At 62.8% G+C, this 22,683-nt stretch carries 28 protein-coding genes; 11 read left to right on the forward strand and 17 right to left on the reverse strand.

The genetic code is table 11. The features are described from left to right. The first annotated feature begins 1,343 nt into the window (after positions 1 to 1,343). Together NP_RS09005 and NP_RS09010 are read left to right on the forward strand one after the other, a co-directional pair. Positions 1,344 to 2,027 carry an AzlC family ABC transporter permease gene (locus NP_RS09005; protein ID WP_011323531.1) on the forward strand — a complete coding sequence of 228 codons (684 nt, stop codon included), beginning with the start codon at positions 1,344 to 1,346 and terminating at the stop codon, positions 2,025 to 2,027. Continuing rightward, on the forward strand, positions 2,020 to 2,322 hold the full coding sequence (locus NP_RS09010; protein ID WP_011323532.1) for an AzlD family protein: 303 nt from the start codon (positions 2,020 to 2,022) through the stop codon (positions 2,320 to 2,322). The genes NP_RS09005 and NP_RS09010 overlap by 8 nt, the downstream gene beginning before the upstream one ends. Positions 2,323 to 2,328: 6 nt before the next feature. Here NP_RS09010 and NP_RS09015 read toward each other — a convergent pair whose 3' ends face one another. Then, positions 2,329 to 3,483 (reverse strand): ABC transporter ATP-binding protein, encoded by a 1,155-nt coding sequence (locus NP_RS09015; RefSeq protein WP_011323533.1) that lies wholly within the window; start codon positions 3,481 to 3,483, stop codon positions 2,329 to 2,331. A 279-nt stretch (positions 3,484 to 3,762) separates the two neighbouring features. Here NP_RS09015 and NP_RS09020 point away from each other — a divergent pair, with 279 nt between their 5' ends. After that, positions 3,763 to 4,917 (forward strand): thiolase family protein, encoded by a 1,155-nt coding sequence (locus NP_RS09020; RefSeq protein ID WP_011323534.1) that lies wholly within the window; start codon positions 3,763 to 3,765, stop codon positions 4,915 to 4,917. Beyond that, complete coding sequence (locus NP_RS09025) at positions 4,914 to 5,276, forward strand: OB-fold domain-containing protein (protein WP_011323535.1); 363 nt, start codon at positions 4,914 to 4,916, stop codon at positions 5,274 to 5,276. The genes NP_RS09020 and NP_RS09025 overlap by 4 nt, the downstream gene beginning before the upstream one ends. Before the next feature lie 23 nt (positions 5,277 to 5,299). Here NP_RS09025 and NP_RS09030 read toward each other — a convergent pair whose 3' ends face one another. Beyond that, entirely contained in the window at positions 5,300 to 5,983 is a 684-nt protein-coding gene (locus NP_RS09030; protein ID WP_011323536.1) for a DUF7547 family protein, read from the reverse strand. A gap of 100 nt (positions 5,984 to 6,083) precedes the next feature. Here NP_RS09030 and NP_RS14785 point away from each other — a divergent pair, with 100 nt between their 5' ends. Continuing rightward, positions 6,084 to 6,224, forward strand: a complete 141-nt coding sequence (locus tag NP_RS14785; RefSeq protein ID WP_011323537.1) for a hypothetical protein — start codon at positions 6,084 to 6,086, stop codon at positions 6,222 to 6,224. A 9-nt stretch (positions 6,225 to 6,233) separates the two neighbouring features. Here the strand turns inward: NP_RS14785 and dpsA are convergent, their stop codons facing one another. Further along, positions 6,234 to 6,779, reverse strand: a complete 546-nt coding sequence (gene dpsA, locus NP_RS09035) for a DNA starvation/stationary phase protection protein DpsA (RefSeq protein WP_011323538.1) — start codon at positions 6,777 to 6,779, stop codon at positions 6,234 to 6,236. A gap of 350 nt (positions 6,780 to 7,129) precedes the next feature. Here dpsA and rpl7ae point away from each other — a divergent pair, with 350 nt between their 5' ends. The 5 genes from rpl7ae (at position 7,130) to NP_RS09060 (ending at position 8,842) form a co-directional block, all read left to right on the forward strand. Continuing rightward, positions 7,130 to 7,492 (forward strand): 50S ribosomal protein L7Ae, encoded by a 363-nt coding sequence (gene rpl7ae / locus NP_RS09040; protein ID WP_011323539.1) that lies wholly within the window; start codon positions 7,130 to 7,132, stop codon positions 7,490 to 7,492. Between the two features lie 10 nt (positions 7,493 to 7,502). After that, the gene (locus NP_RS09045) at positions 7,503 to 7,730 is read left to right on the forward strand and encodes a 30S ribosomal protein S28e (protein WP_011323540.1); all 228 of its coding nucleotides are present in this window, start codon (positions 7,503 to 7,505) and stop codon (positions 7,728 to 7,730) included. Beyond that, positions 7,730 to 8,053, forward strand: coding sequence for a 50S ribosomal protein L24e (locus NP_RS09050; protein WP_011323541.1), 324 nt, complete (start codon positions 7,730 to 7,732; stop codon positions 8,051 to 8,053). Before NP_RS09045 ends, NP_RS09050 begins: the two co-directional genes overlap by 1 nt. Continuing rightward, on the forward strand, positions 8,054 to 8,515 hold the full coding sequence (gene ndk, locus NP_RS09055) for a nucleoside-diphosphate kinase (protein ID WP_011323542.1): 462 nt from the start codon (positions 8,054 to 8,056) through the stop codon (positions 8,513 to 8,515). Between the two features lie 63 nt (positions 8,516 to 8,578). Then, a complete protein-coding gene (locus NP_RS09060; RefSeq protein WP_011323543.1) occupies positions 8,579 to 8,842 on the forward strand; it encodes a hypothetical protein in 264 nt (87 codons plus the stop codon). An 18-nt stretch (positions 8,843 to 8,860) separates the two neighbouring features. On the opposite strand, the gene NP_RS09065 is transcribed toward NP_RS09060, so the two are convergent. From NP_RS09065 to NP_RS14165, 10 genes are all read right to left on the reverse strand, one after another. Further along, positions 8,861 to 9,931, reverse strand: coding sequence for a methionine synthase (locus NP_RS09065; RefSeq protein ID WP_011323544.1), 1,071 nt, complete (start codon positions 9,929 to 9,931; stop codon positions 8,861 to 8,863). Continuing rightward, positions 9,928 to 10,911, reverse strand: a complete 984-nt coding sequence (locus NP_RS09070) for a methionine synthase (RefSeq protein WP_011323545.1) — start codon at positions 10,909 to 10,911, stop codon at positions 9,928 to 9,930. Before NP_RS09070 ends, NP_RS09065 begins: the two co-directional genes overlap by 4 nt. A gap of 40 nt (positions 10,912 to 10,951) precedes the next feature. After that, complete coding sequence (locus NP_RS09075; protein ID WP_011323546.1) at positions 10,952 to 11,527, reverse strand: HemK2/MTQ2 family protein methyltransferase; 576 nt, start codon at positions 11,525 to 11,527, stop codon at positions 10,952 to 10,954. Then, complete coding sequence (locus tag NP_RS09080) at positions 11,524 to 12,804, reverse strand: mechanosensitive ion channel family protein (RefSeq protein ID WP_011323547.1); 1,281 nt, start codon at positions 12,802 to 12,804, stop codon at positions 11,524 to 11,526. Before NP_RS09080 ends, NP_RS09075 begins: the two co-directional genes overlap by 4 nt. 24 nt (positions 12,805 to 12,828) lie before the next feature. Continuing rightward, positions 12,829 to 13,653, reverse strand: a complete 825-nt coding sequence (locus NP_RS09085) for a 16S ribosomal RNA methyltransferase A (protein WP_011323548.1) — start codon at positions 13,651 to 13,653, stop codon at positions 12,829 to 12,831. 48 nt (positions 13,654 to 13,701) lie between these two features. Beyond that, positions 13,702 to 14,277, reverse strand: a complete 576-nt coding sequence (locus NP_RS09090) for a DUF655 domain-containing protein (protein WP_011323549.1) — start codon at positions 14,275 to 14,277, stop codon at positions 13,702 to 13,704. Between the two features lie 42 nt (positions 14,278 to 14,319). Then, entirely contained in the window at positions 14,320 to 14,676 is a 357-nt protein-coding gene (locus NP_RS09095; protein ID WP_011323550.1) for an RNA polymerase Rpb4 family protein, read from the reverse strand. Beyond that, complete coding sequence (locus NP_RS09100; protein WP_011323551.1) at positions 14,673 to 14,966, reverse strand: 50S ribosomal protein L21e; 294 nt, start codon at positions 14,964 to 14,966, stop codon at positions 14,673 to 14,675. The genes NP_RS09095 and NP_RS09100 overlap by 4 nt, the downstream gene beginning before the upstream one ends. Positions 14,967 to 15,178: 212 nt before the next feature. Next, positions 15,179 to 15,445 (reverse strand): elongation factor 1-beta, encoded by a 267-nt coding sequence (locus NP_RS09105; protein ID WP_011323552.1) that lies wholly within the window; start codon positions 15,443 to 15,445, stop codon positions 15,179 to 15,181. Between the two features lie 5 nt (positions 15,446 to 15,450). After that, a complete protein-coding gene (locus NP_RS14165) occupies positions 15,451 to 15,633 on the reverse strand; it encodes an HVO_2753 family zinc finger protein (RefSeq protein WP_011323553.1) in 183 nt (60 codons plus the stop codon). Positions 15,634 to 15,746: 113 nt separating this feature from the next. On the opposite strand from NP_RS14165, the gene tmcA reads away from it, so the two are divergent. Next, entirely contained in the window at positions 15,747 to 18,020 is a 2,274-nt protein-coding gene (gene tmcA, locus NP_RS09110; protein WP_011323554.1) for a tRNA(Met) cytidine acetyltransferase TmcA, read from the forward strand. On the opposite strand, the gene NP_RS09115 is transcribed toward tmcA, so the two are convergent. The 4 genes from NP_RS09115 to NP_RS09130 form a co-directional block, all read right to left on the reverse strand. Further along, positions 18,017 to 18,346, reverse strand: coding sequence for a 4Fe-4S binding protein (locus NP_RS09115; protein WP_011323555.1), 330 nt, complete (start codon positions 18,344 to 18,346; stop codon positions 18,017 to 18,019). The two genes, tmcA and NP_RS09115, sit on opposite strands and share 4 nt — an antisense overlap. A gap of 43 nt (positions 18,347 to 18,389) precedes the next feature. Beyond that, positions 18,390 to 20,105 (reverse strand): glutamate--tRNA ligase, encoded by a 1,716-nt coding sequence (locus tag NP_RS09120; RefSeq protein ID WP_011323556.1) that lies wholly within the window; start codon positions 20,103 to 20,105, stop codon positions 18,390 to 18,392. A 204-nt stretch (positions 20,106 to 20,309) separates the two neighbouring features. After that, the gene (gene idsA3, locus NP_RS09125) at positions 20,310 to 21,335 is read right to left on the reverse strand and encodes a geranylfarnesyl diphosphate synthase (protein ID WP_011323557.1); all 1,026 of its coding nucleotides are present in this window, start codon (positions 21,333 to 21,335) and stop codon (positions 20,310 to 20,312) included. After that, positions 21,332 to 22,672: a ribonuclease J gene (locus tag NP_RS09130; RefSeq protein WP_011323558.1), complete on the reverse strand. Its 1,341-nt coding sequence runs from the start codon at positions 22,670 to 22,672 to the stop codon at positions 21,332 to 21,334. Before NP_RS09130 ends, idsA3 begins: the two co-directional genes overlap by 4 nt. Between the last annotated feature and the right edge of the window lie 11 nt (positions 22,673 to 22,683).

A 22,683-nucleotide genomic window follows, 5' to 3' on the forward strand; every position in this document is an offset into this window, starting at 1 on the left:
TAAGCTGCCGATGGAGTGTTACACCGGCTGGTGCCAAGAGGGACCCCATGGAGGCCGCATCGTTTCTCACTACCCGGACCGCTCAGGAGCAGCTGCCAACGTTTGCCGAAAACAAGCAACGCTGTCTGCCGGAAGAGATACTCCACGCCACAAGGGCATCAGACATGCTATCGGAGCCTGTCAGTGGGATACGTGCTATTCTGAGCAGTCCATCAATGCTATCAGCGTTGATGCGGGGCTTGCGGTGAACACAGCACGACCGGGGCTGGTCAGCGGAGCGAAGCACCAGCAAGCAAGTGGCCCCCAGCGCCATGAGTGAGAGTATGCAGCGACGCCGAGTTCTCCAGCGTGGCTGTCATTTTGTTTGGCCCGGCTGGCTGCAGGTGGCAATCGTCCCGGCCTGTATAGTAGAAATGCTGTTATCAACCGCAAAGCCACAACAGTCGGGCTGGCTTCACTCTGTGCTTGATTCAACAAGGAACTCTAGCGACGGGTAGCCAGCGGAGAGGTGGCACGATGGTAGACAAAAGCACCACCTCGTCCCGCTGTACGAGGCGGCTGGGGGGCGGGAGCGTTGATACTTGCATGCCAGCGGACTCAAAACGGGATATCGTCTTCCAGATGCGGCCATAGCTGTCGCTGACGTGATAACGCTGGGTTCTCACAAGTAGCGTCGGGGACCAAGGCTGGAAAACGATGGCATCATAAAGCACACAACGCTGTACGACGAGGTACAACGCGGCTTTCGTCAAGCCCCAGTCAAGAGGTTCAAAACGATGCGTGGCCGGGGCGAGACGGGGGCTTCGAACCGTGGCGAGCCTGCCCCTAGGTGGGCACAGAAGCCATCTTCCCGAAGTGGCTGACAGTAAATCTAGACAGGCCGCTACGGCGGAGCGCCGGCGGATGCTACCTCAGCGTTCTCAGGGTGCGTGGGCGACAGTTGGCTGAGACCAGTCCGAAAACGGTGACTGGGAATCGCCCAGTAGCACACGGTTGGCCTCGGGACTCACGTCTTCCGGACCTCCGCATCTACGGCTCAAGAGACACACTACGGAGACTGTCTCGGCTGTCGTGGGAGTAATCGACCAGCGTACCCAGCCGACACGGGGGCGTGGTACTGCTTGATGGCCGTTGTACCTCGTCAGCGGTGGGTGGTTGCCTTGCTGTTCCGCTCTCGGAGTGTTTTCTGCACAACTCATAAACCATATGCCGCTATATCAATTCCGCAGGCGCATTTCCTTCAACGAGGGCAAGAGACGACCGAACCCATGACAACCGCAGGCCGTTTGCAGCCGTATCCGGCGGACGAAACGGATAAACTGACGCCGTGGTGACGGTGCCGTATGGCAGTCTCCTTCGAGCGCGACGGTATCGTTGCCGGCTTTCGGACCGGGCTTCCCGTCGCCATCGGCGTCGGCGCGTACGGAATCGCCTTCGGCGTTCTGGCCCGACAGTCAGGGCTCTCTGTCGCCGAGGCGACCCTGATGAGCGCCACCGTCGTCGCCGGTGCGTCCCAGCTTGTCGCCGTCGAGCTCTGGGGGACGCCGCTGCCCGTCGTGACGATTCTCGTGACGACGCTTGTCATCAACCTCCGGTATGTGCTAATGGGGGCGTCGTTGCGGCCGTGGTTCAAGTCGCTGACGCCCGCACAGGCCTACGGAAGCTCGTTTTTCATCACCGACGAAACGTGGGCGCTGTCTATCGCCGACCTTCGGTCGGAAACCGGACGCGGAGCGTTTCTACTCGGAGCGGGGCTGGCGTTGTGGTCGCTGTGGGTCCTGACGACCGCCATCGGCGCCGCAGCCGGAAGCGCTGTAACAGACCCCGAGCGGTTCGGGCTCGACTTCGTCCTTACAGCGATTTTCGTCATCCTCGCGGTCGGCCTCTGGCGCGGCCGCAACGACACAGCCCCGTGGGCGGCGGCAGCGGCGGTCGCCGTCGCTGCTGAGGCCGCTGCGCCCGGCCAGTGGTACATCCTCTTCGGTGGGCTGGCCGGGAGCCTCGTGGCGGTGGTCCAGCGTGCTTGAACTGGGGACACTCACTGTCGGTGTCATCCTCGGAATGGCGGTGCTTACCTACATCACAAAGGCCGGCGGCCTGTGGCTTCTCGGCCACGTCGATATCGGAGACCGGACCGAGGCGGCGCTTGAGGCGCTTCCGGGCGCGATAATCATCGCCATCGTCGCACCGGAACTCGCATCCGGCGGCCCTGCCGAGTGGGCTGCTGCAGCCGTCGCTGCCGGAGTCGCAATAAAGACCGATAACCTCCTGATTTCGCTCGCGGCCGCGATGGGAGCGCTCGTCGTTTTCAGAGGGCTTTGACAGCGGTTATGCCGTACTGTCCGGGCCGCCGTCTGCCATTTTCCGCTCGCCACGGGGGAACCAGGCGAGTTCGTGGTCGGCGTCGATAGAGACAAAAACAGGGTCGTCAAGCGAGACTTCGTCGGCGTGGTTATGCATGCAGCCGACGACATCGCCGGATTCGATTTCGACGCGATACAGCACCGTGGGGCCGAGATACCGCCGATGGACGACTTCGCCGTTTGCCTCCTCGGGGGATGCAGGGCGGGCACAGACATCGTCAGGCCGGACCATCAGGTCGATTTCGGAGCCGTCGTAGACGTCGGTCAGACCGTTTACCTGCTCGAGCGGAACGCAGCCGACACCCGTTTCGACGCAGCCGTCCTCGACATAGCCGCTGACGAAAGAGGCGTGGCCGAGGAACCCAGCGACAAAGCGGGACTTCGGCTGCTGGAAAACCCCTTCAGGCGTTCCGACCTGTTCGATGCGACCGTTGTTCATCACCGCGACGCGGTCCGAAATCGACATCGCCTCCTCTTGGTCGTGGGTCACGGAAATGGCCGTAACACCCGCTTCTTTGAGGATATCTCTGACCTCTTCGCGCATCTCGACACGGAGGTCGACATCGAGATTCGAGAACGGCTCGTCAAGCAGAAGCAGTTTCGGCTCGGGGGCCAGCGAGCGAGCGAGCGCGACACGCTGTTGTTGGCCGCCGGACAGTTCCTCCGGGGACTTGTCGCCGTGGTCGACCAGGCCGACGAGTTCGAGCAGTTCGTCGACCCGCTCTTGCTGTTCGGCTTCGGACCACTCCTGGATACCGAAGGCGATATTTTCACGAGCCGAGAGGTGGGGAAACAGCGCGAACTCCTGGAAGACAACACCGACATCGCGCTGTTCTGGCGGCACAAACTCCGACCCGGAGACGGGCGTTGAGCCGAGTCGGACAGTCCCGTTATCCGGTCGTTCGAGCCCTGCGATAAGCCGGAGCGTCGTCGTCTTCCCGCACCCGGACGGTCCCAGAAGTGTCAGCAGCTCTCCGTCCCGGACATCCAACGAGAGGTCGCGGATGACATCCATCCCATCGTAGGATTTCTGCACGTCATCCAGCTCGAGTACGGTCTGACCCGCGGCGGCCGCTGCGGGGCCGGCAGACTGGTCGGTTCGCTTGAGTTCGCTAGACACGGCACCCACCTCCGAGTGTTCGGAACGGGCCGTCGGTTCTCATTGTTCGCCCCTTTGTTTAGGTAGGCCAAAAACCCTTCCGTTCGTCCCACGGCTTGGATAGGTACCAACCACCACAGCTAATTGAGAAGCTGTGGACAACCGAGACGGTGCTCTGTCGGGGGCACAGCAACCACCCGATATCAACCGTTGTGGTCGTTCCGCCATCCAGTGTTTCGTGACTTTCGGGATGGGGAGGATGTCCGACAGTATTAGGGGCTCACCGGGAGAGGCCCACGTATGCCAGACGTAGCCGTCATCGGAGCCTCGATGACGAACTTCGGGACGCGAGAGAAGTGGATACGCGAGTTGCTCGCCGAGGCGGGGAAAGACTGTCTCGACGATGCCGGAGTCACTCCGGGAGAGGTAGACCACCTCTACGTATCGAACATGGCAAGCGGCGAGTTTGAGGGGCAAACTGGCATTCAGAACGCGCTCGCACACGACCTATCGGTGGTGCCGGCCTACGCACAGCGTGTCGGACAGACGTCTTCGTCAGGAGCGGCCGGTATTTACGCTGCCTGGCAGTCCATTGCCAGCGGCGCGTCCGAAATGACGCTGCTGGTCGGCGGAGAAAAGATGACCCATCGAACGACCGGCGAATCCAGCGACATCATCGCCTCGATAACGCATCCGGTCGAGTACAAACACGGCGTGACGCTGCCGTCCTTCGCCGGGCTGGCGGCGCGGCTGTACTTAGACGAGTACGACGCTCCCCGGGAGAGCCTCGCAGAAGTCGCGGTGAAGAACCATCATAACGGCGTCAAAAACCCTGACGCACAGTTCAAGAAAAAAATAGACGTCGAGACAGCGCTGGAGTCGCCGCTGGTCGCCGACCCGCTCCGGCTCTACGACTACTGCCCCGTAACGGACGGTTCAGCAGCGTTGCTGTTCTGTCCCGTCGACCAGGCCCGCGAGTACGCCGACGAGTTCGCCGTCGTCTCAGGTGTCGGCGGCGCGACTGACACCCACGTCGTCCACGAGCGACCCGACCCGACATCAATGAGCGCCGTCGTCGAGTCGGGACGGCAGGCCTACGAGATGGCCGGCGTCGAGCCCGAGGACATCGACGTTGCGGAACTTCACGATATGGTCACTATCCTTGAGCTGCTCCAGATGGAGGCGTTTGGCTTCTCCGAGGAAGGGGCGGCTTGGAAAGACGTCAAGGCAGGCCGAACCGAGCTCGACGGTGAGCTTCCGATAAATCCCTCCGGAGGACTGAAGGCCCGTGGCCATCCCCTCGGGGGGACAGGTGTCGCACAGGCCTACGAACTCTACACACAGCTTGTCGGCGACGCCGGCGACCGGCAGGTCGATGCCGACATCGGGCTCGCCTGCAACATCGGCGGCTTCGGAAACTGCGTCAACACGACCATCATGGAGGCAAGCCAATGACGATGGAAGCGTATCGCTACCCTGACGGCTCGATTACGTATCCGGGGCACCCGGTCGGCCCAAACGGCGACGAGCCAGTCGGAACGGTCGACCTGAGCGACCACACTGCCGAAGTGCTCACGTGGACGACTTCGCACGCGACGCCGGTCGGGGTCCGGGAGCCAAACCACCTCGCGATAGTCGAGTTCCGTGTCGACGGGCAAGCGGTCCGAGCGCTTGGACAACTGACCACTGGCGATGTTGCTATCGGCGATGAGGTCCGTCCAGTCTACCACGAGGAGCTTCGGGACCCTGAGGCCGGCATCCGGGACCCGGAGAGTCAATCATGGGACGGCTATCGGTTCGAGCCGGTCGAATAGCGGCCCACGGGAAGCGCTGCCCGTTACTCGTTGTTGTCGGTGGCATCAGCGTCCGCATCGCTGTCGCCGCCGTCGACGGTCCGTTTTATCGAGGCTAGTTCCTCATCGACATCGATGCCAACTTCAGAGCTGGACACATCGGTACCGGCGTCGTCGTCGCTGGTGTCCGTTCCCGCGTCGGTGGTGCCGCCCTTGGAGTCGGGAGATGATATGTCGGAGGCATCTGTCGCCGCCGCAAGCTGGTCGCTGACCTCGGCACGAAGCGAGCGCGCCTCCGAGAGCAGCTCACGGATTTCCTCGTCACCGGGGTCGCCGCCAGCGGCGGCCGCCTGCAGCTCTGCGAGCGCGTCGTCCAGTTTCCGGAGCGTTGTGTGACTCGCGGCGGCGAGGCGGTCGCCACCCTCGCGGCCGGCAGCCTCGAACGCGGCCACCACGCGGTCCCGGTCGTCGTCGGTCGAGACCGGACGACCATCAACAAGCCTGATGCCGGCAGCAAGCAGCTCCAGTGTGCGGATACTAGCCTCAAAAAGCGAGATGAGCGCCGGGATCGTATACTGTTCAGTAAACCGCAGTAGCTCGGCCGGCCGCGGCGGCTGCGGGATACCGAGCGGCCCGCGACGCGGTTCGGTAAGCTCTTCGCGCAGCGCTTCCAGCGTCTCCGCGAGTTCATCGGCCGCTTCGGCGAGGTCACGCTCCCGGTCGTCCATATTCTACGTGGGGATTCGACACCCAAAACAGTAGTGTCCATCCCCGTTCTTTTAGGCCGACCAAAACACTTTAGCTGACAGACCAATCATATACGGGGTAATGACAGCGGCTTCAGACCGGGAGTCGGCCCCGATAGAGCTACGGGCACACTCGACATCGCCGGAAAAAACAGTCTTCACCGAGCCCGGAAACAGCGACGGGTGGATAGCGACCGACTACACCGTCGACGTCAGACGGTAAGCGGCAGCGTTATTTCGTCGCCGAATCGAGGACGAGCGTGTCGTCTTCGAGGTAGTGTTCGAGGTGGTGGGCGTGTTCTTCGACGCCCGCAAGCACATCACGGAGTAGTTCTTCCGTCGTGTAGTCGCCGAGGTCGTTGGCGAGTTCGATGTGGTCCCGCAGGGAATCGATGATAACGCCGAAGGCCTCGATGTCGTTTTCCAGCGAGGTACGGATGTCGTAGACATCGTCTCCTTCGGGGTCGATGGGGGCATGCTCTTCGAACGTCGCTCCGCCAGCGAGTGGAACGCCGCCGATAGCCTGTGCACGCTCGGCGAGTTCGTCGGCGTCGGCCTCAAGGTCCGCGGCGACCTCGCCGAGATACTCGTGGACGTCGAGGAACTCAGCACCCTCTACGTTCCAGTGGTGCTTCTTGATCTGGTGGTAGAGGACGTACGTCGCGGCGAGGTCGGTGTTTAGCGCGTCGACGAGCTGTTCTGCTTTTTCGGGGTCGATGTTGAGAGCGGTCTCTTCGACGCTGCCGGCTTGACGGCGGACGGTCTCTTGGGTACTCATACAGACGCTATTTCGTCCGCATCCGCCTTAAGCGTTTCCACCAAATGAAATTCAGTTCTTTTGTTAGAAAGTATCTTTTTGGATGGCCAAAATATTCGGCGACAAGCTGGTCCATGAGAGTACGCCGCACATCGATGCTTCCCGCCGTCTGCGGTGGAGTCGCACGCCGAGCGGCGTTCATAAGCGCTTTTATGCAGGGGTGCAGTACGGTGGTGTACAGCCTACGCGGGGTTGTGATGCTCCTAGCCGGAAGGGAATCGACACGTCCGGTTCGGGCGTGAGAACCAGGTCACAGGCGGCCCGGTTCGACGGCGGGGGAGCGCGAGCCCGCGCGTAGGAGGAGTTCAACAATGTCAGTATATGTAGACTTCGACGTGCCGGCCGACCTCGAAGACGACGCCCTTGAGGCGCTCGAGGTCGCCCGGGACACCGGCTCAGTAAAGAAAGGCACAAACGAGACGACGAAAGCCGTAGAGCGCGGCAACGCGGAACTGGTCTTCGTCGCCGAGGACGTCAGCCCCGAGGAGGTCGTCATGCACCTTCCGGAGATCGCCACCGAAAAGGAGATTCCGTACGTCTTCGTCGGTACACAGGACGACATCGGCCACGCCGCTGGCCTGCAGGTCGGCAGCGCTGCCGCGGCCATCGTCGATGCCGGCGAGGCGAACGGCGAGGTCGAGGATATCGCCGAGAAAGTTGAGGAACTTCAGTAGGTGACCAACGATGAGTGCTGAAGAACAAGAAGAAGGCGGCGCGACCCCTGCCGAAGTAATCGAGGTCGTCGGCGAGACCGGCATGCACGGTGAAGCCATGCAGGTCAAATGCCGGATCCAAGAGGGCGAAAACCAGGGCCGTATCATTGCCCGGAACGTCCTCGGCCCGGTCCGTGTCGGCGACGTGATTCAGCTTCGCGAGACCGCTCGTGAGGCCGACTCCATCGGAGGACAATAATGGTTCAGAAACGTACCTGCGATTACAGCGGACAGGAAATCGAGCCGGGAACCGGCACGATGTACGTCAAAAACGACGGTACCGTGCTCTGGTTCGCTGACTCGAAGTGCGAGAAGAACTACTTCATGGGCCGCGAAGCCCGTGACCTCGAATGGACTGGTGGCGAGGAAGCAGCCGAAGACGAAGCGGCCGACGAGGAAGACGAGGCTGCTGAGGCTGCCGACGAGGAAGCAGCCGACGAAGCGGCCGAGGAGACGCCCGATCTTGAGGCCGCCGAGGAAGAGGCTGCCGACGAGGAAGACGAAGAAGAGGTGCAAGCGTAGATGGCCGACACCGAGCGCACCTTCGTGATGGTAAAGCCTGACGGGGTCCAGCGCGGCCTCATCGGCGACATCGTCTCCCGATTCGAGGACCGCGGCCTCAAGCTCGTCGCCGGCAAGTTCATGCAAATCGACGACGAGCTCGCCCGCGAGCACTACGCCGAGCACGTCGACAAGCCGTTCTTCGACGAGCTCAAGGAGTTCATCACCTCCGGGCCGGTCTTTGCCATGGTTTGGGAAGGACAGGACGCCGTCGCGCAGGTCCGGACCATGATGGGCGAGACCGACCCCGCCGAGTCCGCGCCCGGCACCATCCGCGGTGACTTCGGGCTTGACCTCGGCCGCAACGTTATCCACGGCTCCGACACCGAGCCCGGCTCCGCCGAGCGCGAAATCGGGCTGTTCTTCGACGACGACGAACTGCAGGATTACGAGCGCATCGACGAGCCCTGGCTCTACGAATAACGGCTGCTGACCGCGGCCGACGCGCTCCCCGATTTTATATCCTCCCCGCTCGTAGCCATCGGTATGTTCTGGAAAACACTCGCGGTCGCATACGGCGTCTTCGCCGCCGTCTTCCCGGAAAAGAAACTCGAGTACCTGACGCGGATGGTGCTTGTCGGCTACGAAAACCCCGAAGACCTCGAACCGAGCGACTGGTACGTCTCGGCGGTCCGTACCGAGGGCGTACTCGTTGCGCTGGCCGGCGTCGGGAGCATCGTTCTGTCGCTGGTCGCAGCCTCCAGCGACACCGAGGATGCGGCCGCAACCGGTGACGAGACAGACGAATAAAAAAAAGACGAAAACCGCTTACTGGCCGGCGTAGCCGACGGTTATCTCGCCGGCGTCGAGCTCTTTTTCGACCTGTCGGGCCGCTTCAACCATGTTCTCCATCTTCTGATAGGCGACCTCACGGGGCAGCAGCTTCACGCCGCAGTCGGGCGAGACGGTGAGCCGCTCCGGCGGGACGATCTCGAAGCCTTTGATGATGTTCTCCTTGATTTCCTCGACGGTCTCGACGTCCGTCGTGTGAACGTCGACGACACCCAGTGCGAGGTCTTTCTCGAAGGTCGGCTCTTTGAACACGTCGAGCTGTTCGTAGTCGCCATTGGCGAGTTCGAGGTCGTACTCATGGACCGGCATGTCCAGAATCTCCGGGTAGATGCGCGAGTAGTCGCCGTAACAGACGTGTAGCCCGAGACGGACGTCCTCGGGGATACCGTCGGCGATGTGTTCGAGACACTCGCCGACGATGGCGTGGTCGTCCGGCGTCGTCGCCAGCGCCGGCTCGTCTATCTGGATGTATCGGCAGCCGGCCTCGACAAGCCGGTTTATTTCCTCGTTGACGAGGTCGGCCAACTCGTAGGCCAGTTCCGCCTCGCCCTCGTAGTGTTCGTTGAACGACCACGACGCGAGCGTGTAGGGGCCGGTAATCGGGACTTTTACCGGTCGCTCGGTGACACCGGTGGTGAACTCGAATTCGTCGACCAGCCACGGCTCGTCGTATGCGACCTCGTCGGCGACGGAGGGTTTGTCGAAGTAGTTGTGCCCCCAGACCTTGACTGGGCCGTTGAACTCGTAGCCGTCGATGCGGTCGGCGAAGTACTCGACCATCTCGTTGCGGCGCATCTCGCCGTCGACGACGGCGTCTAGCCCGGCGCGGGTGTGTTCTTCGGTGATGAGTCGAGCAGCGTCGTCAAGGGCCTCTTCGAGGTCGTCGTCGTCGAAGTCCCGGTCGTCGTCCTCGGCGAGTTCCTTCGCCCGGTTGAGCCACTTCGGCTTGGGGTAGGAGCCGACGACGGTTGTCAGGAGGAAATGCTCGGTCGGATGGTCCTTCGGGCGGAACTGTGCTCTCGTTTCGGGAAGGGAACGGTTGCTCATCGGGGCACCTCCTCGGCTGCGGCGGTCGCAAGTGCGTTCAGCTTCGCTTCGGCCTTGTTTGTCGGCAGGTAGAACAGCTCGGTGTTCGATGTCACATAGAGCTGTTCGAACTCGGAGACAGGGACCTGCTCTTCGACCCACTCGACGCGTTCGGCGATTTCCTCGGGCGTCTCAACGAGCGTGTTCTGCCCGTCGACGACGCCGAGTGCGATGCTGTCCTTCGTGCCGTATTCCTGAATGTTGTAGACGCTTCCTTCGTGGTCGGTGACAAAGTCGAAGCCGATGGCATCGATGTCGGCGTCCATCAGGTGGGCGTAGGGCTTCTCCGGAATCGAACCCCAGTACGTGTGGACGACGACCTCGGCGTCGACGGCGTCGGCAACGGCGTCGATGGCCTCGCTGGCACGCTCGTCGGCCCCGTCGTCCGGGGCGTCGGTGACGAGAGACGGTTCCAACAGGAACAGCGTCTCGACATCGGGGAGCGCCCCCGCCTCCGCGGCGAGGAAGTCGGCGACAGCGTCAAGGAACGCGGCGTCGTCGCCGTAATGTTCGTCGGTCGCGAGCTCGGAAAGCGAGTAGGGGCCGGGGAGGACGGCCTGATTCACGCCGTCGGCGGCGGCAATCTCGTCGGCAACGTCGCCGTCAGGAGTCAGCGCGTCTTGGACGACCGGCTCCCGATAGAAGTTGTTGTTGTCGTAGTAGCGAACGATACCGCGGGTCTCGACGCTGTCGTGGACACAGAGCGGGTGGGCGAGCATGTCGTCCCACCGGAGCTGGCCTTCGACGACGCGGTCGATTCCGGCGTCGGTCTGCCATTCGAGCACGTCAGCGCGAGCGCGTTCGTAGGCGTCGACGATGGCGTCGGACTCGTCGCCGGAAATCAGGTCGTCCTTTTGATGGCCTTTGAGGTCCGACAGCTCGTCTTTCGCCCAGTCGGGCAGCGGATACAGCCCGGGTGTCGTAGCGAGTACCTCCGTCATTGCAGCCGGCTACGAGATGACGGCGTTTAATATTTCCTACTCAGCTATTCGCATGGGTTATTTCAAGGACGACGAGCCGCTCGAACGGGAACGACTCCTCGGCCACTTCACGGCTCTCGAAGCCGGCGTCGGCTGCCAGTTTGACGACAGCATCGATGTCGGTCAGCGACGAGACGAGCAGGAGACAGCGGCCGGCCGGCCGCAGCACTCGGCCGAGGTCGTCAAGAAACGGCCGAATCACGCGGCGGCCGTCTTCGCCGCCGGAGAGAGCATGTTCCAGTGGGTCATCCCACTCTTCTTCGGGAGGCGTTGGGAGGTAGGGCGGGTTGAACAGCACAACATCGAAGCTGTCGGCCGCGAAGGGGTCGGTCAGGTTCGACCGCACTGTTTCGATACCGGCTTCCCGGGCGCGCACACACGCCTCGGGGTTGATATCACAGCCGACGACGCGGGTCTCGGTTGCGCTGGCGACCTGCGCGGCGACGTAGCCGAAGCCGACGCCGACCTCAAGCGCGACACCGCCATCGACTCGTTCGACTGCAGTATCGGCCAGTAGTCGTGAGTCCTCCGCAGGCTCGTAGACAGTCGGCATCTCACGGCGGTCTTCGAGCGTCACCGTCTCGCCTCCTCGTCTGCGGGCGGGTCCGTGACTGACTCCTCGAAATCGGCAGCCGGGTGTTTCTCCTCGTCGTCCGAGTCAGCGAGGTCGTCCTCGACTGGTTCCGAAATGTCGCCGCCTGCGCCCGGCCGACGACGGACCGCTTTCCGGCTGTCGTCGTTGTCAGTCGGAGTATTTGTAATATGGAATCCACCGGTTTCCGCTCGTCCGGTGAGTTCACGCTGTGGGAACGGGATTTTGATGCCTTCGTCCTCGAAGGCCTGCTTGACGGACTCGATGACCGCGTTTTGTGCACGCCACTTCTCTTGGACCGTCGGGGTCGTTATCCAGTAGCGTAGCCGCAGTATAACCGCCGAGTCGGCGAACTCCAGTCGGATGACATCCGGTGACGGCTGGGGGGCAACCGCTTCGACCCGCTCCATCGCTTCGGCCGCAACAGCGGCCGCAGTCCCGATGTCCGTCTCGTAATCGACGCCGACATCGGTCTCGATTCGGAGCCGGTCTGTCTTCGAGTAGTTGATAATCTCGTTTTCCGTCACTGTATCGTTCGGCACCAGCACGTGCTCTTCGTTGAACGTCCGTATCTGTGTGTTGTAGACGGTGATGTCGGTCACAATGCCTTCCCGCTCGCCGACGCGTATCCAGTCGCCGACTTCAAACGGCCGGGCAAAGAGGATGACAAACCCCGAAAGGATGCCCGAGAGTGTCTTTCTGGCCGCAAAGCCGAGCACGATACCGAGCACACCGGCCCCAAGGAAGATGTTGCTGACCGGAATGCCCCAGAGAGCAATAATAAACGCCAACACCGGCACGAGCACCACAATCTGAACGAGATGGTGGGCCAGCTCACGCTGGTGTGGGGTTATCGTCACGCGGCCACTTCCGTATTTTATCGACCGCTTTGTCAGCCGCGTAACGGCGTACCCGACGGCGACGACGATAACCGTCACAAGCGCTTTGACGCCGGATTCGGGAGTCACCGAAAGAAAGCCGAGCGCCTCGATCACCTCACTAGAGGTACGCCACACCGCAACCAGAAAGGCGCTCACGAGGATGGCAGTTACGGCGATGGCAATCGACTGCATCGCCTCTACCGCGTCCGGGTCGCGACGCGCTTTGAGTCGTCGGCCGCCATAGTAGACGGTAAGCGAGACGGCTACGAAGGTCACTACTGCCCCGATTGTCGCAGCGTACTGTGCGGTCGGCGTATCGAACGTTACTTGGATACGCCGTATGATCCGCCAGTACCACGGTATCGAGTTCGCGGGAACCATCTCAATGGGTAGTCCGTATCGACATCAGCCGTCGACCTCCGCGGCGATGGCCGCGAGGCGGGCGAACGCTTCCGGTGGGACGTTCCCGGCCCGCTTGCTCATCAGGTCCTCCCCGGCCGCCTCAACGACTGCCTCGGCGTCTTCAATGCCGGAGATGTGCGTCGTATTCCGGACGGCGTTCCGCATCGTCTTACGACGCTGGGTGAAAACAGCCCGGACGAGGCGCATAAACAGTTCGTCGTCCGGCACTTCGTAGGGCGGTTCGCGTGGTGTCGTTCGCACAACGGCGCTTTCGACCGCCGGCGGCGGCGAAAACGCTTCTTTCGGCACCGGCTCAACAACCTCGACATCCGCGTAGTGGCCGGCCGTCACCGAGAGCCGTCCGTACTCGTCTGTCCCTGGTTCCGCAGCCATCCGTTCGGCGAACTCCTGCTGGAACATCAACACCAGCGGCCGCTTTTCGGGCAGCAGCCGGAACGCAATCTCCGAGGAAACCCCGTACGGGAGATTCGACACGGATGCAGTAAAATCGGGCAGTGGGACCTCCAGTGCATCCCCCTCGATGACGGTCAACGACCCCGCCTCGATCTCGTCGGCGAACTCGTCGGTCAGAAACGTCGCCAGCCCGGGGTCTCGTTCGATAACCGTCACGCGGTCGGCGACGTCAAGCAGTCGGTCAGTGAGTGCCCCCGTCCCGCCACCGATTTCGAGGACGTGGTCAGTGTCGGCCGAGTCCGGCAGATAGCCCGGTAGGCGGTCGAGAACGCGGTCGTCGATGAGGAAATGCTGGTCGCGCTCCGGGTCGCCGCGGACGCCTGCCCGGACGAGGAGCGCGTCGGGGTCGCGCATATCAGCAGTCTATGCCGCGAGTCGTATATGGTTCACCCTTCACTGCCGCTACTCGTCGTCACGGCGGGCGAAGATGCGGTACTTCAGGTCGTCTTCCTGTAGCTCCTCAGTGATTCGCTCGATGAGCACGCCTTTGGGGTCGTGGAGTCCTGAAACCCGCTCCTCGATGTCGTCGAAATCCTCGAAGGGCTGTCGCTTCCTGGCATCGAGGACGTTGTTCCGGAGCTTCTTCCCGATTCCCGGCAGGAGGTTCAGCACGTGGAGCCGGGTCGTAATCGGCTGGGCGTCGTTGTAGAAATCAACAAACTGCGCCTCGTCGGCATCGATTATCGACTCGATAGCGTACTCCAGTTCCGATTCGGCGGTGCTCGTGAGGTCCCTATACTCAACGGTCCGGAGGTCTTTGACGTTGTCTCCGACCGGATCAATCTCGATTCGGTCGCCGATGTTGATACCGGCGTCGTCGGTAAGCGCCGCCTCCACGAGTTGGAAGTCCTCCTCGCCGACCGCGAAGGCGACCGGGGACTTCTCGTACTGTGGTCGGTCGTCGCTCGGGCTCCCCCGCGGCAAGAAATCCAACACGACCGCTGTCCGTGCTGCGGTGTCGTCTCCGTCGTCGCTCATACACCCACGTACGGGAAGCCGATATTTAAAACAGGGGTCGATTCAGGCGTACTTGGCGACGATGTCGAGAATGTCGTCGAGTTCGTCGCCCGAAAGCGAGTACCGTTCCTGTGCGAAGACGGTCCGGAGCTCGTCGCGGTCTTCCGGCAGGAGATTTGCGACCTTGTAGGCGGTTGCCTCGTCCACCTTCTCGAGCTCCCGTAGGTCCTCGACGAGCGCTTGTGCTTCCTCGACGTCGAGGAGGGCAAAGCGGTTGACGTGCTCGATGGCACGAGCGAGTTCGTACCGCATTTCGCGGTCTTCGTCGAGCGCGCGCTCGGCCTCGATGTCAGCCAGCAGCTCCTTGGCCTCCGGTGTCGTGAGGTACTCTTCGTCGAGTACCTCCTTGAATATCGTCATGCCTGCTGGCGGCGAAGGTGTGCAGGGGCGGCGATGACCGTCTTGGTCACGTTGCCGTCTTCGATTTCGACCTTGAAGGCGTCGCCCTGCTCGCCGACGACCGTTCCGGTGCGGCCGTTGAATCGCGGGTGGAACTGACCGTTCGGAACCGAGGGGTCGAGCTTGAGGTGGACCTTCTCGCCGTCGTCGTACTCTTCGATGGAACGCTGCGGCGGCGACGTACCGCGTTCGCGAGCGTCGTTTTTCAGCTTGTTACGAGTTGCTTGACGTGGACCGTTCGAACTAGGCATTCTTGACCCACCCTAAACAGGACCCACACATAAAAGGTGCGTTCCGGCGACGCTCCTTCCCCAGCCGCCCACTCGCCGTGGGCGGAGTGCCGGCCGCACCGAAGTATTCGAGGTATTATGCATCAAAGTAACGGTCTCGGAACGCGGGGTCGAGACCCTGACACCGGCGGCTATCAAGGTGTGCTCGCTTTGGAAAACGGAGAGATGGTGGTTTATATCCGGCCGACTTCGTCGACATCGACGCTTTCGACACCGTCGACGCCGCTGAAGGCGTCCTCGACGGTGTCGGTCCCGCCGGCTTCGTCAGGGATGATAACCGTCGGGAACAGCGCGATGAGGCCGAAGGCGACGTCTTCGCGGTCGACGCGGCTGATCTTCGCGCCTTCTGGCAGGGAGTTCTCGAGGCGGTCCTGAAGTTCGTCCAGGTCGACCTCGGGGCTCTGCGGCATGACTTTCATCTTGGCAGCGACTTTTCCCATGGTTGTTACGGTCCGGTGAACCCGCAGTCGGGGCACTCGTAGAGGTTACTCTGCTTGCGGCACTTCGAACAGCGGTAAATCAGCGTTCCGCACTCCGGACAGTCGAACTTCGCCGCGTCCGTTCCGGAAATGCTGATACCGCAGGAGATACACGAGTGGTCCCTGCGTTTGTCGCTTGTGCTACTCATACCTCTCCGTCCGGTGCCGCGCCATTTAACCCTTGCCAAGCACGCCGAGGCGTCTGCTCCGTCCGGAGCCGGCGACCGACGAAGCCTTCCGCCGCGCCGACGTTGGCTCCCGCATGGACACCGTCCGGGAGACGGCGCGTGGGCTCTGCTCGGAGGCGTCAGCGACGAACGAGCGCCGCCTGCTCGTGCTGGCCGGCGGTCGTGATGCCGGCTACCGAGGGGCAGCGGCGGCCGTAGAGGCGGCAGGCATCGACAGAACGGAAGTCGCCGCTGTCAGCGAGCAGGAGCTGCCGGTTGGCGCGGGGGTTGCACCGAAGCGAACCGACGAGTTGCTCGGAACGACGCGGGCGTGTGTCGTCTTTGACTGCCACGACAGCTGCCGGCCGAACGCGCTCGGCCGCGCGGTCGGAGCCGTCGACGGCGGCGGCCTCCTCGTTGTCCTCACGCCACCGCTTTCGTCGTGGCCGGACCGCGTCGACGGCTTCGAGACGACGCTTGCTGTTCCGCCGTTCTCGGAAGCGAATGTCGGCGACCGGTTCCGTACCCGTCTCGTTGAGACCCTGCGTTCCCACCGGGGCATCGCCATTGTCGATGTCGACAGCGACCGGCTACTGAAAGACGGCCGGACAAACCCTGCGCCACGGCTTCCGACACCGAATGAGCGACACTCGACGGGCGATGTGTTCCCCGACGCTGCCTACGAGGCCTGCCGTACCAGCGACCAACGAGACGCTCTGCAGGCTTGCGAGCGGCTCCGCAAGAAAGGGGCCGCCGTCGTGCTTGAGGCCGACCGCGGGCGGGGAAAATCGAGCGCGGCTGGGCTTGCCGCGGCGGCGCTGGCCGCAGATGGTGGCGACGTACTCATTACCGCACCCCAGTACCGGAACGCGGCAGAGGGATTCGACCGCGCTGCCGAACTGCTCGATACACTCGGGGCGCTCGCTGACGACGCCCGCGACGGGGACCGCTCGCCGGCGCTGCTCGCCGACAGTGGGGGTCGCGTTCGGTTTCTGTCGCCGGCCGATGCCGCCGACGCATCGGCGGACGCACTCATCGTTGACGAGGCTGCTTCGCTTCCCGTCGGGACGCTCGAATCACTGCTTGGGGTTGCCCCGTCGGCCTGCTTTGCCACGACGGTCCGTGGCTACGAGGGGGCCGGCCGCGGCTTCGATGTCCGGTTCCGTGAAACGCTCACCGAGACCCACGAGACGACGACACAGGTGCTTTCGGAGCCGATACGTTATGCGCCGGGAGACCCAGTTGAGGTGTGGCTGTTCCGGGCGCTACTGCTCGATGCCAGCCCGCCTGTCGACCCGCTGGTCGAGGATGTCAGTACAGCGGAGACGGCGTACCGTCGGCTCGATGCCGATACGCTCGCCGACGACGAACGGCTGCTCCGGGAGGCGTTCGGACTGCTCGTCTACGCACACTACCGGACGGAGCCGAACGACCTCGCACGTCTGCTCGATGCGCCGAATATCGCTGCCCGCGCGCTGGTCGCAGACGGCCATGTCGTTTCGGTCGCCCTACTGGCCCGCGAGGGCGGCCTCAACGACGACATCGCTGTCGATGTCTACGAAGGAAGCCGCATCAGGGGTAATCTGGTGCCCGATGTGCTGGCGAGTCAGCTTCGGGACCCTGATGCCTGCGGTCCCGTCGGCGTTCGGACGCTCCGCATCGCGACCCACCACGCGGCTCGCTCACGGGGCCTTGGCTCCCGGCTGCTCTCCGAAATCGAGGCCGAACTCAACGAGCGGCCACGGCTTTCGTCGGCGTGGCCGCCCGGCGTCGACTATCTCAGCGTCAGCTACGGTGTGACGCCGCCGCTCTTGGACTTTTGGTCGGCAAACGACTATCGCCCCGTCCACCTATCGACGACACAAAACGACACGAGCGGCGAGCGTTCGGTGCTGATGGTCCGGCCGCTCTCCGAAACTGGGGCGCAGTTGACCGACCGTCACGAACGGCAGTTTTACGCCCGGTTGCCGCCTGCGCTTACTGACCCGTTGTCGACGGCAACTCCCGACATTGTCCGCGGTGTCCTCTCGGCAATCGATGGTTCGGTCGCCGACCCCGTCTCGCTTACAGCTTCGGAGTGGCGTCACGTCGCCAGCGCTGCCTCCGGGCCGGGGCTCTACGATGTCTCACCGGGGCCGTTCCGTCGGCTCGCGGTGCGGGCGCTCGTTGACGGCGCTGTTGACAACACAGCAGCCGAGCGGCTCCTTGTCAGCAAGGTGTTGCAGGCCCACTCGTGGGACGGGGTTGCCGACCGTCTCGGCTACGTCTCGACCAGAGAGTGTATGCGTGCCCTCGGCGACGCCTACGAGCCGCTGGTCGAGCAGTACGGAACGGATGCCGCAACGGAAGAACTCGAACGGTACCGCTAGATACGGTTCTCGCGGCCGGGGTCGACGTCGATAGCGTCGACCGGGCAGACGTCGACACAGAGCATACAGTCGATACACTGGTCTTCGTCGGCCGGTGTCACCTTTTGCTCGCTTTCGGGGTGGTCAGGCGTGTCTATCCACTCGAAGACATCGACCGGACAGTCTTCGAGACACGCGCCGTCGCCCACACAGATATCGAGGTCGACAGCGACGTGAGTGCCGTGGATGCCGAGTTGCTCCGGCGGGTCGGTCGGTCCCCAGACGTCAACGCCGCGTTCCTGACCCTCTCGTTCCCGCGTCTCTTCGAAGTTCGGGTCGATGGCCATCGTTACTGTAGGAGAGGGCCGGGCCCTTAAGGATTCGTCGATGCTACGGGTGCGCGAAGTAGGCGACCGATTCCTCGTCGTCGTGGCGGTCGATTCGTGCGAAGCCGATGCGCTCGAACTGGACGATGTCGTCGGCGTCGTAGGTTTCGATGCCGGGTTCTGCGTGACCGGCCTCGTCGCCGTCTACGGTCCGCAGCCGAAGCGGGACGCTCTCTTGGGCGGGGACCCAGTGAACGACGTCAACGGCGCCGTCTCTGACGACCTCGATGTCGTCGTCGGTTGCGACGAACGCCCCGTCCTCGTGGCGGACCGGCCCAAGGCCCTTCAGCCAGACCCGCTCGCCGTCAGCCGGCACGTCGTCGGGTTCGACGTAGACGGCGTCGCCAACCGGGATTTCCCGCCGACCGCGGTCCTCGTCGTTGGGGTGGAGCGGCGGCGACGCCGACTCGGGGCCGCCAGCGAGGGGTTTCTCGACGCCATCCCGAACGAAGAAGCGACGGTCAGCCTCGTCGTCAACGAACTCTCGGTTTTCGGCGTAAACCGACGACATCGCAAGGTCCACATTGGATGTCGAGGTGCCGAGTTCAACCATCGCGTTGACGATGGCTTGCCCACGGATGCCGCGTCGCTTGAGGCTCGCAACCGTCGGTGCGCGCGGGTCATCCCAGTCATCAAGCTCGCCGTCGTCGATGAGTTGCTTAATCGTTGATGTCGACATCTCGATGTCGTAGGCGTCTATCTGGACGTGCCCCCAGTGGATAACCTCGGGATACTCCCAGTCGAAATACTCATAGACGAACTGCTGTCGTTTCGCCGAATCCTGCAGGTCGATGCCGCGGATGATGTGTGAGATGCCGAACTCGTGGTCGTCGATGCCGGATTGGAAATCGAGCATTGGCCAACATCGGTAGTCGGCGGCTTCCTCGCGGGGATGGGGGGTATCCACCATCCGGAAGGCGACCCAATCGCGCAGCGCCGGGTTCTTGTGCTCGATGTCGGTTCGGACTCGTAGGACCATCTCACCGGCGCTGTACTCGCCGTCAATCATCGCTTCAAATTCCGACAGCGTCGTCTCGATGTCCTTGTCACGGTGCGGGCAGGCTTCGGCGTTGTTTTTCAGCTCGGAGAAGGACTCGGCGTCACACGAGCACGTGTAGGCACCGCCGGCTTTGATGAGCTTCCGGCCGTACTCGTAGTACGTCTCGACGCGGTCGGAGGCCTTGACGACCTCGTCCGGCTCGAACCCGAGGTAGTCGATGGCGTCGAGAATCTCGCCGTACGCGTCGAGGTCCGGCCGCTTCGTTTCGGGGTCGGTATCGTCAAAGCGGACACAGAACCAGCCATCGTAGCGGTCCTTGTACGTCCCGATGACAGCGGGCATCCGGGCGTGGCCGACGTGCCACGGGCCGTTGGGGTTGGGCGCGAGCCGCATCCGTACGTCATCGTAGGCGTCAGCGTTCGGGAGCTCTGGCAGCGGTCGGTCGTCGCCTTCGTCTTCGGCCGCAAGCGCCTCGACTTTCTCGGGAGCCAGCTCTTCGAGCCGTTCGCGCTTTTCCTCGTCGGAGAGTCCGTTGACTCGTTCGATGACCGGCGAGATAATCCCTGGAATCTCGTCGCCGTGTGGGCGGAAGTCGGGATTTTCGCCCATCATCGGACCCAGTATCGCGCCGACCTGTGCGTCGCTTTCGTGCTTGAGCGCGTTGAACAGCGCTGCCGTCTCGGCCTCGCGCTCGATGCGCTCGCGGAGGTCTTCGTCCATTGACGGCGGCTACTCTTGGGACCACCAAAACCCGTTGGGTTCGCAGCCGACGTGAGAGGGTGTAGCGAACAGGCGGAACGAAACCGCAGGCTCCGGAGCCCGTGTTCCGCACACCGGCCTCGGCGGGGCTCCGGCGATGCTCAGCGCACAGGCTGTCTGGTTCCGTTCCGATATATAAATCAGCGGACGCCAACGGCCCCGTCGCTAGTAGCTGCGTTCGACGAGGAAGTCGGCGATGTCTTCGAGTAGCTGTCTGGCTTCGTTCTCCGGTAGCACGTCGAGCCGTTCTTTGCCGCTCGTCACGAGGTCGAGCGCCATCTCGCGGGCGAAGTCAATGCTGCCGGCGTCTTCAAGTGTTTGCACGGCAGCCTCGATTTCCGCGTCGCTTGGGTCATCGGAGACAAGCCCTTCGACATCGATGCCCTGGTCACGGGCGTGTAGCGTGATGACGGTCCGCTTGTTTTCGACGAGGTCCGAGCCGCGCTGCTTGCCGAGTTCGTCGCTCGGCGCTGTCAGGTCAAGCAGGTCGTCTTGAATCTGGAAGGCCCGGCCGATGTCGAGGCCGTAGCCGTGTAGCGCCTCGACGGTCTCGTCGTCGCTTCCCAGCAGGATAGCTGGAATCGATGCGGCAGCGGCGTACAGCACCGCTGTCTTGAATTCGACCATCTCCAGATACTCCTCGGTCGTCACGTCCGACCGGTTCTCGAAGTCGACGTCAAGGGCTTGGCCCTCACAGATTTCGGTGCAGGTCGTCGCCAGTTCGTCGAGCGCCTCGACGCTTCGTTCCGCGGGCGCTCCCGTATCGAGCATATACTCGAAAGCCTTCGAGTAGAGCGTATCACCCGCCAGAATGGCAGTTTCAAGGTCATACTCCCGGTGAACTGCCGGAACGCCCCGCCGGAGGTCGTCGTCGTCCATGATGTCGTCGTGGATAAGCGTGAACGACTGGATGACCTCAATGGAAACAGCCGCCGAGAGAACATCGACTTCGTCGCCGGGCAGCGACGGGAACTGTCGGTAGTCAGCCGACAGCGGCTCGACATCGGCAAGCGATTCGGCGGCCAAAAGCAGTATCGTCGGCCGCAGTCGCTTGCCGCCGGCATCAAGCAGATACCGCGACGCCGAATAGAGCCGCTCGGGTTTCTGTACCGGCAGCTGCTCGGAGACCGCCTCGTTGACAATCTCGCGGCGCTCGGCGATGGCCGATTCGACGTGGTCTGCGCTCGTCATTCGGTCAGCTGTATCGTGTTGCCGTTCTTCGTGACGTGGAGGTCACGCCCGAGTTCGTAGCCCTCGTTGCTCGCCAGTTCGACGTACGGCGAAAAGCCCTTCATGTCTTGGTGGGCCGGGATGACGTTGGTCGGGTTCAGCGCCTGCAGCATCTGGTAGTGCCCCTCCGAGTTCAGGTGGCCGGAAACGTGGATGTCGTCGTAAATACGGGCTCCCTGCATGCCGAGGAGCTTCTCGGCCTGATAGCGCTGTCCCTCGTTTGTCGGCTCGGGGATGACGCGGGCGCTGAAGATGACCTTGTCGCCCTCGTCGAGTTCGTAGGGCGTCTCGCCGCGGGCCATCCGGGTGAGCATCGCTCTTGGCTCTCCTTGGTGGCCGGTCACGACCGGGAGGTAGTCCTCCTTGCCCTCGTCCATAATTCGCTTGAATGTCCGGTCGACGGACTTCCGGTGGCCGTACATCCCGAGGTCGCTCGGGAAGTCGACGAAGTCGAGCCGCTCGGCGGTGCCGGAGTATTTCTCCATCGAGCGACCGAGCAACACCGGCTGTCGGCCGATGTCCTCGGCGAACTCGACGAGGCTCTTGACACGGGCGATGTGGCTGGAGAACGTGGTTGCGACGATGCCGCCGTCGTAGTCCTCCAGCGAGTACATGACATCTTTCAGCTGCGAGCGGGCAACCGACTCGGAGGGCGTCTTGCCCTTCTTGCCGGCGTTCGTACAGTCCTCGATGTAACAGAGGACGCCCTCGCGGCCGATCTCTCGGAACCGGTCCATGTCGATGGGGTCGCCGAGAACCGGGTTGTGGTCCATGCGCTTGTCGAGCCCGTAGACAACAGCGCCTTCAGGGGTGTGCAGGACCGGGTTGATGGCGTCGATGATGGAGTGTGTGACGTTGACGAATTCGAGTTCGCACTTCTCGCCGATGGGCATCGTGCCGCCGGCATCCATCTTGACGAGGTCGTTCTGCACGCCGAACTTCTCTTCGCCCTCGATCTGCTGTTTGACCAGTTCGATGGTAAACGGCGTTGCGACGATGGGGGCGTCGTAGCGGTGGGCCAGTTTCGAGATGGCACCGATGTGGTCGAGGTGGCCGTGGGTCGGGACGATGGCCTGTACGTCACCCTCGATGTCGGACATGACGCGGTCGTCCGGGATAGCGCCCATGTCGATGAGGTCGAGGCTGTGCATCCGCTCTGTTTCGACGTTGTCGTGAATCAGTACCTTCGAGAGGTTCAGTCCCATGTCGAAGATAACCACGTTATCGCCCGCGCGAACCGCGGTCATCTGTCGACCGACTTCCTCGTAGCCGCCAATGGTTGCGATTTCGACTTCCATAGTTTCCTCCG

The organism is Natronomonas pharaonis DSM 2160, from assembly GCF_000026045.1.
In the GTDB taxonomy this organism is placed as follows: Archaea; Halobacteriota; Halobacteria; order Halobacteriales; family Haloarculaceae; genus Natronomonas; species Natronomonas pharaonis.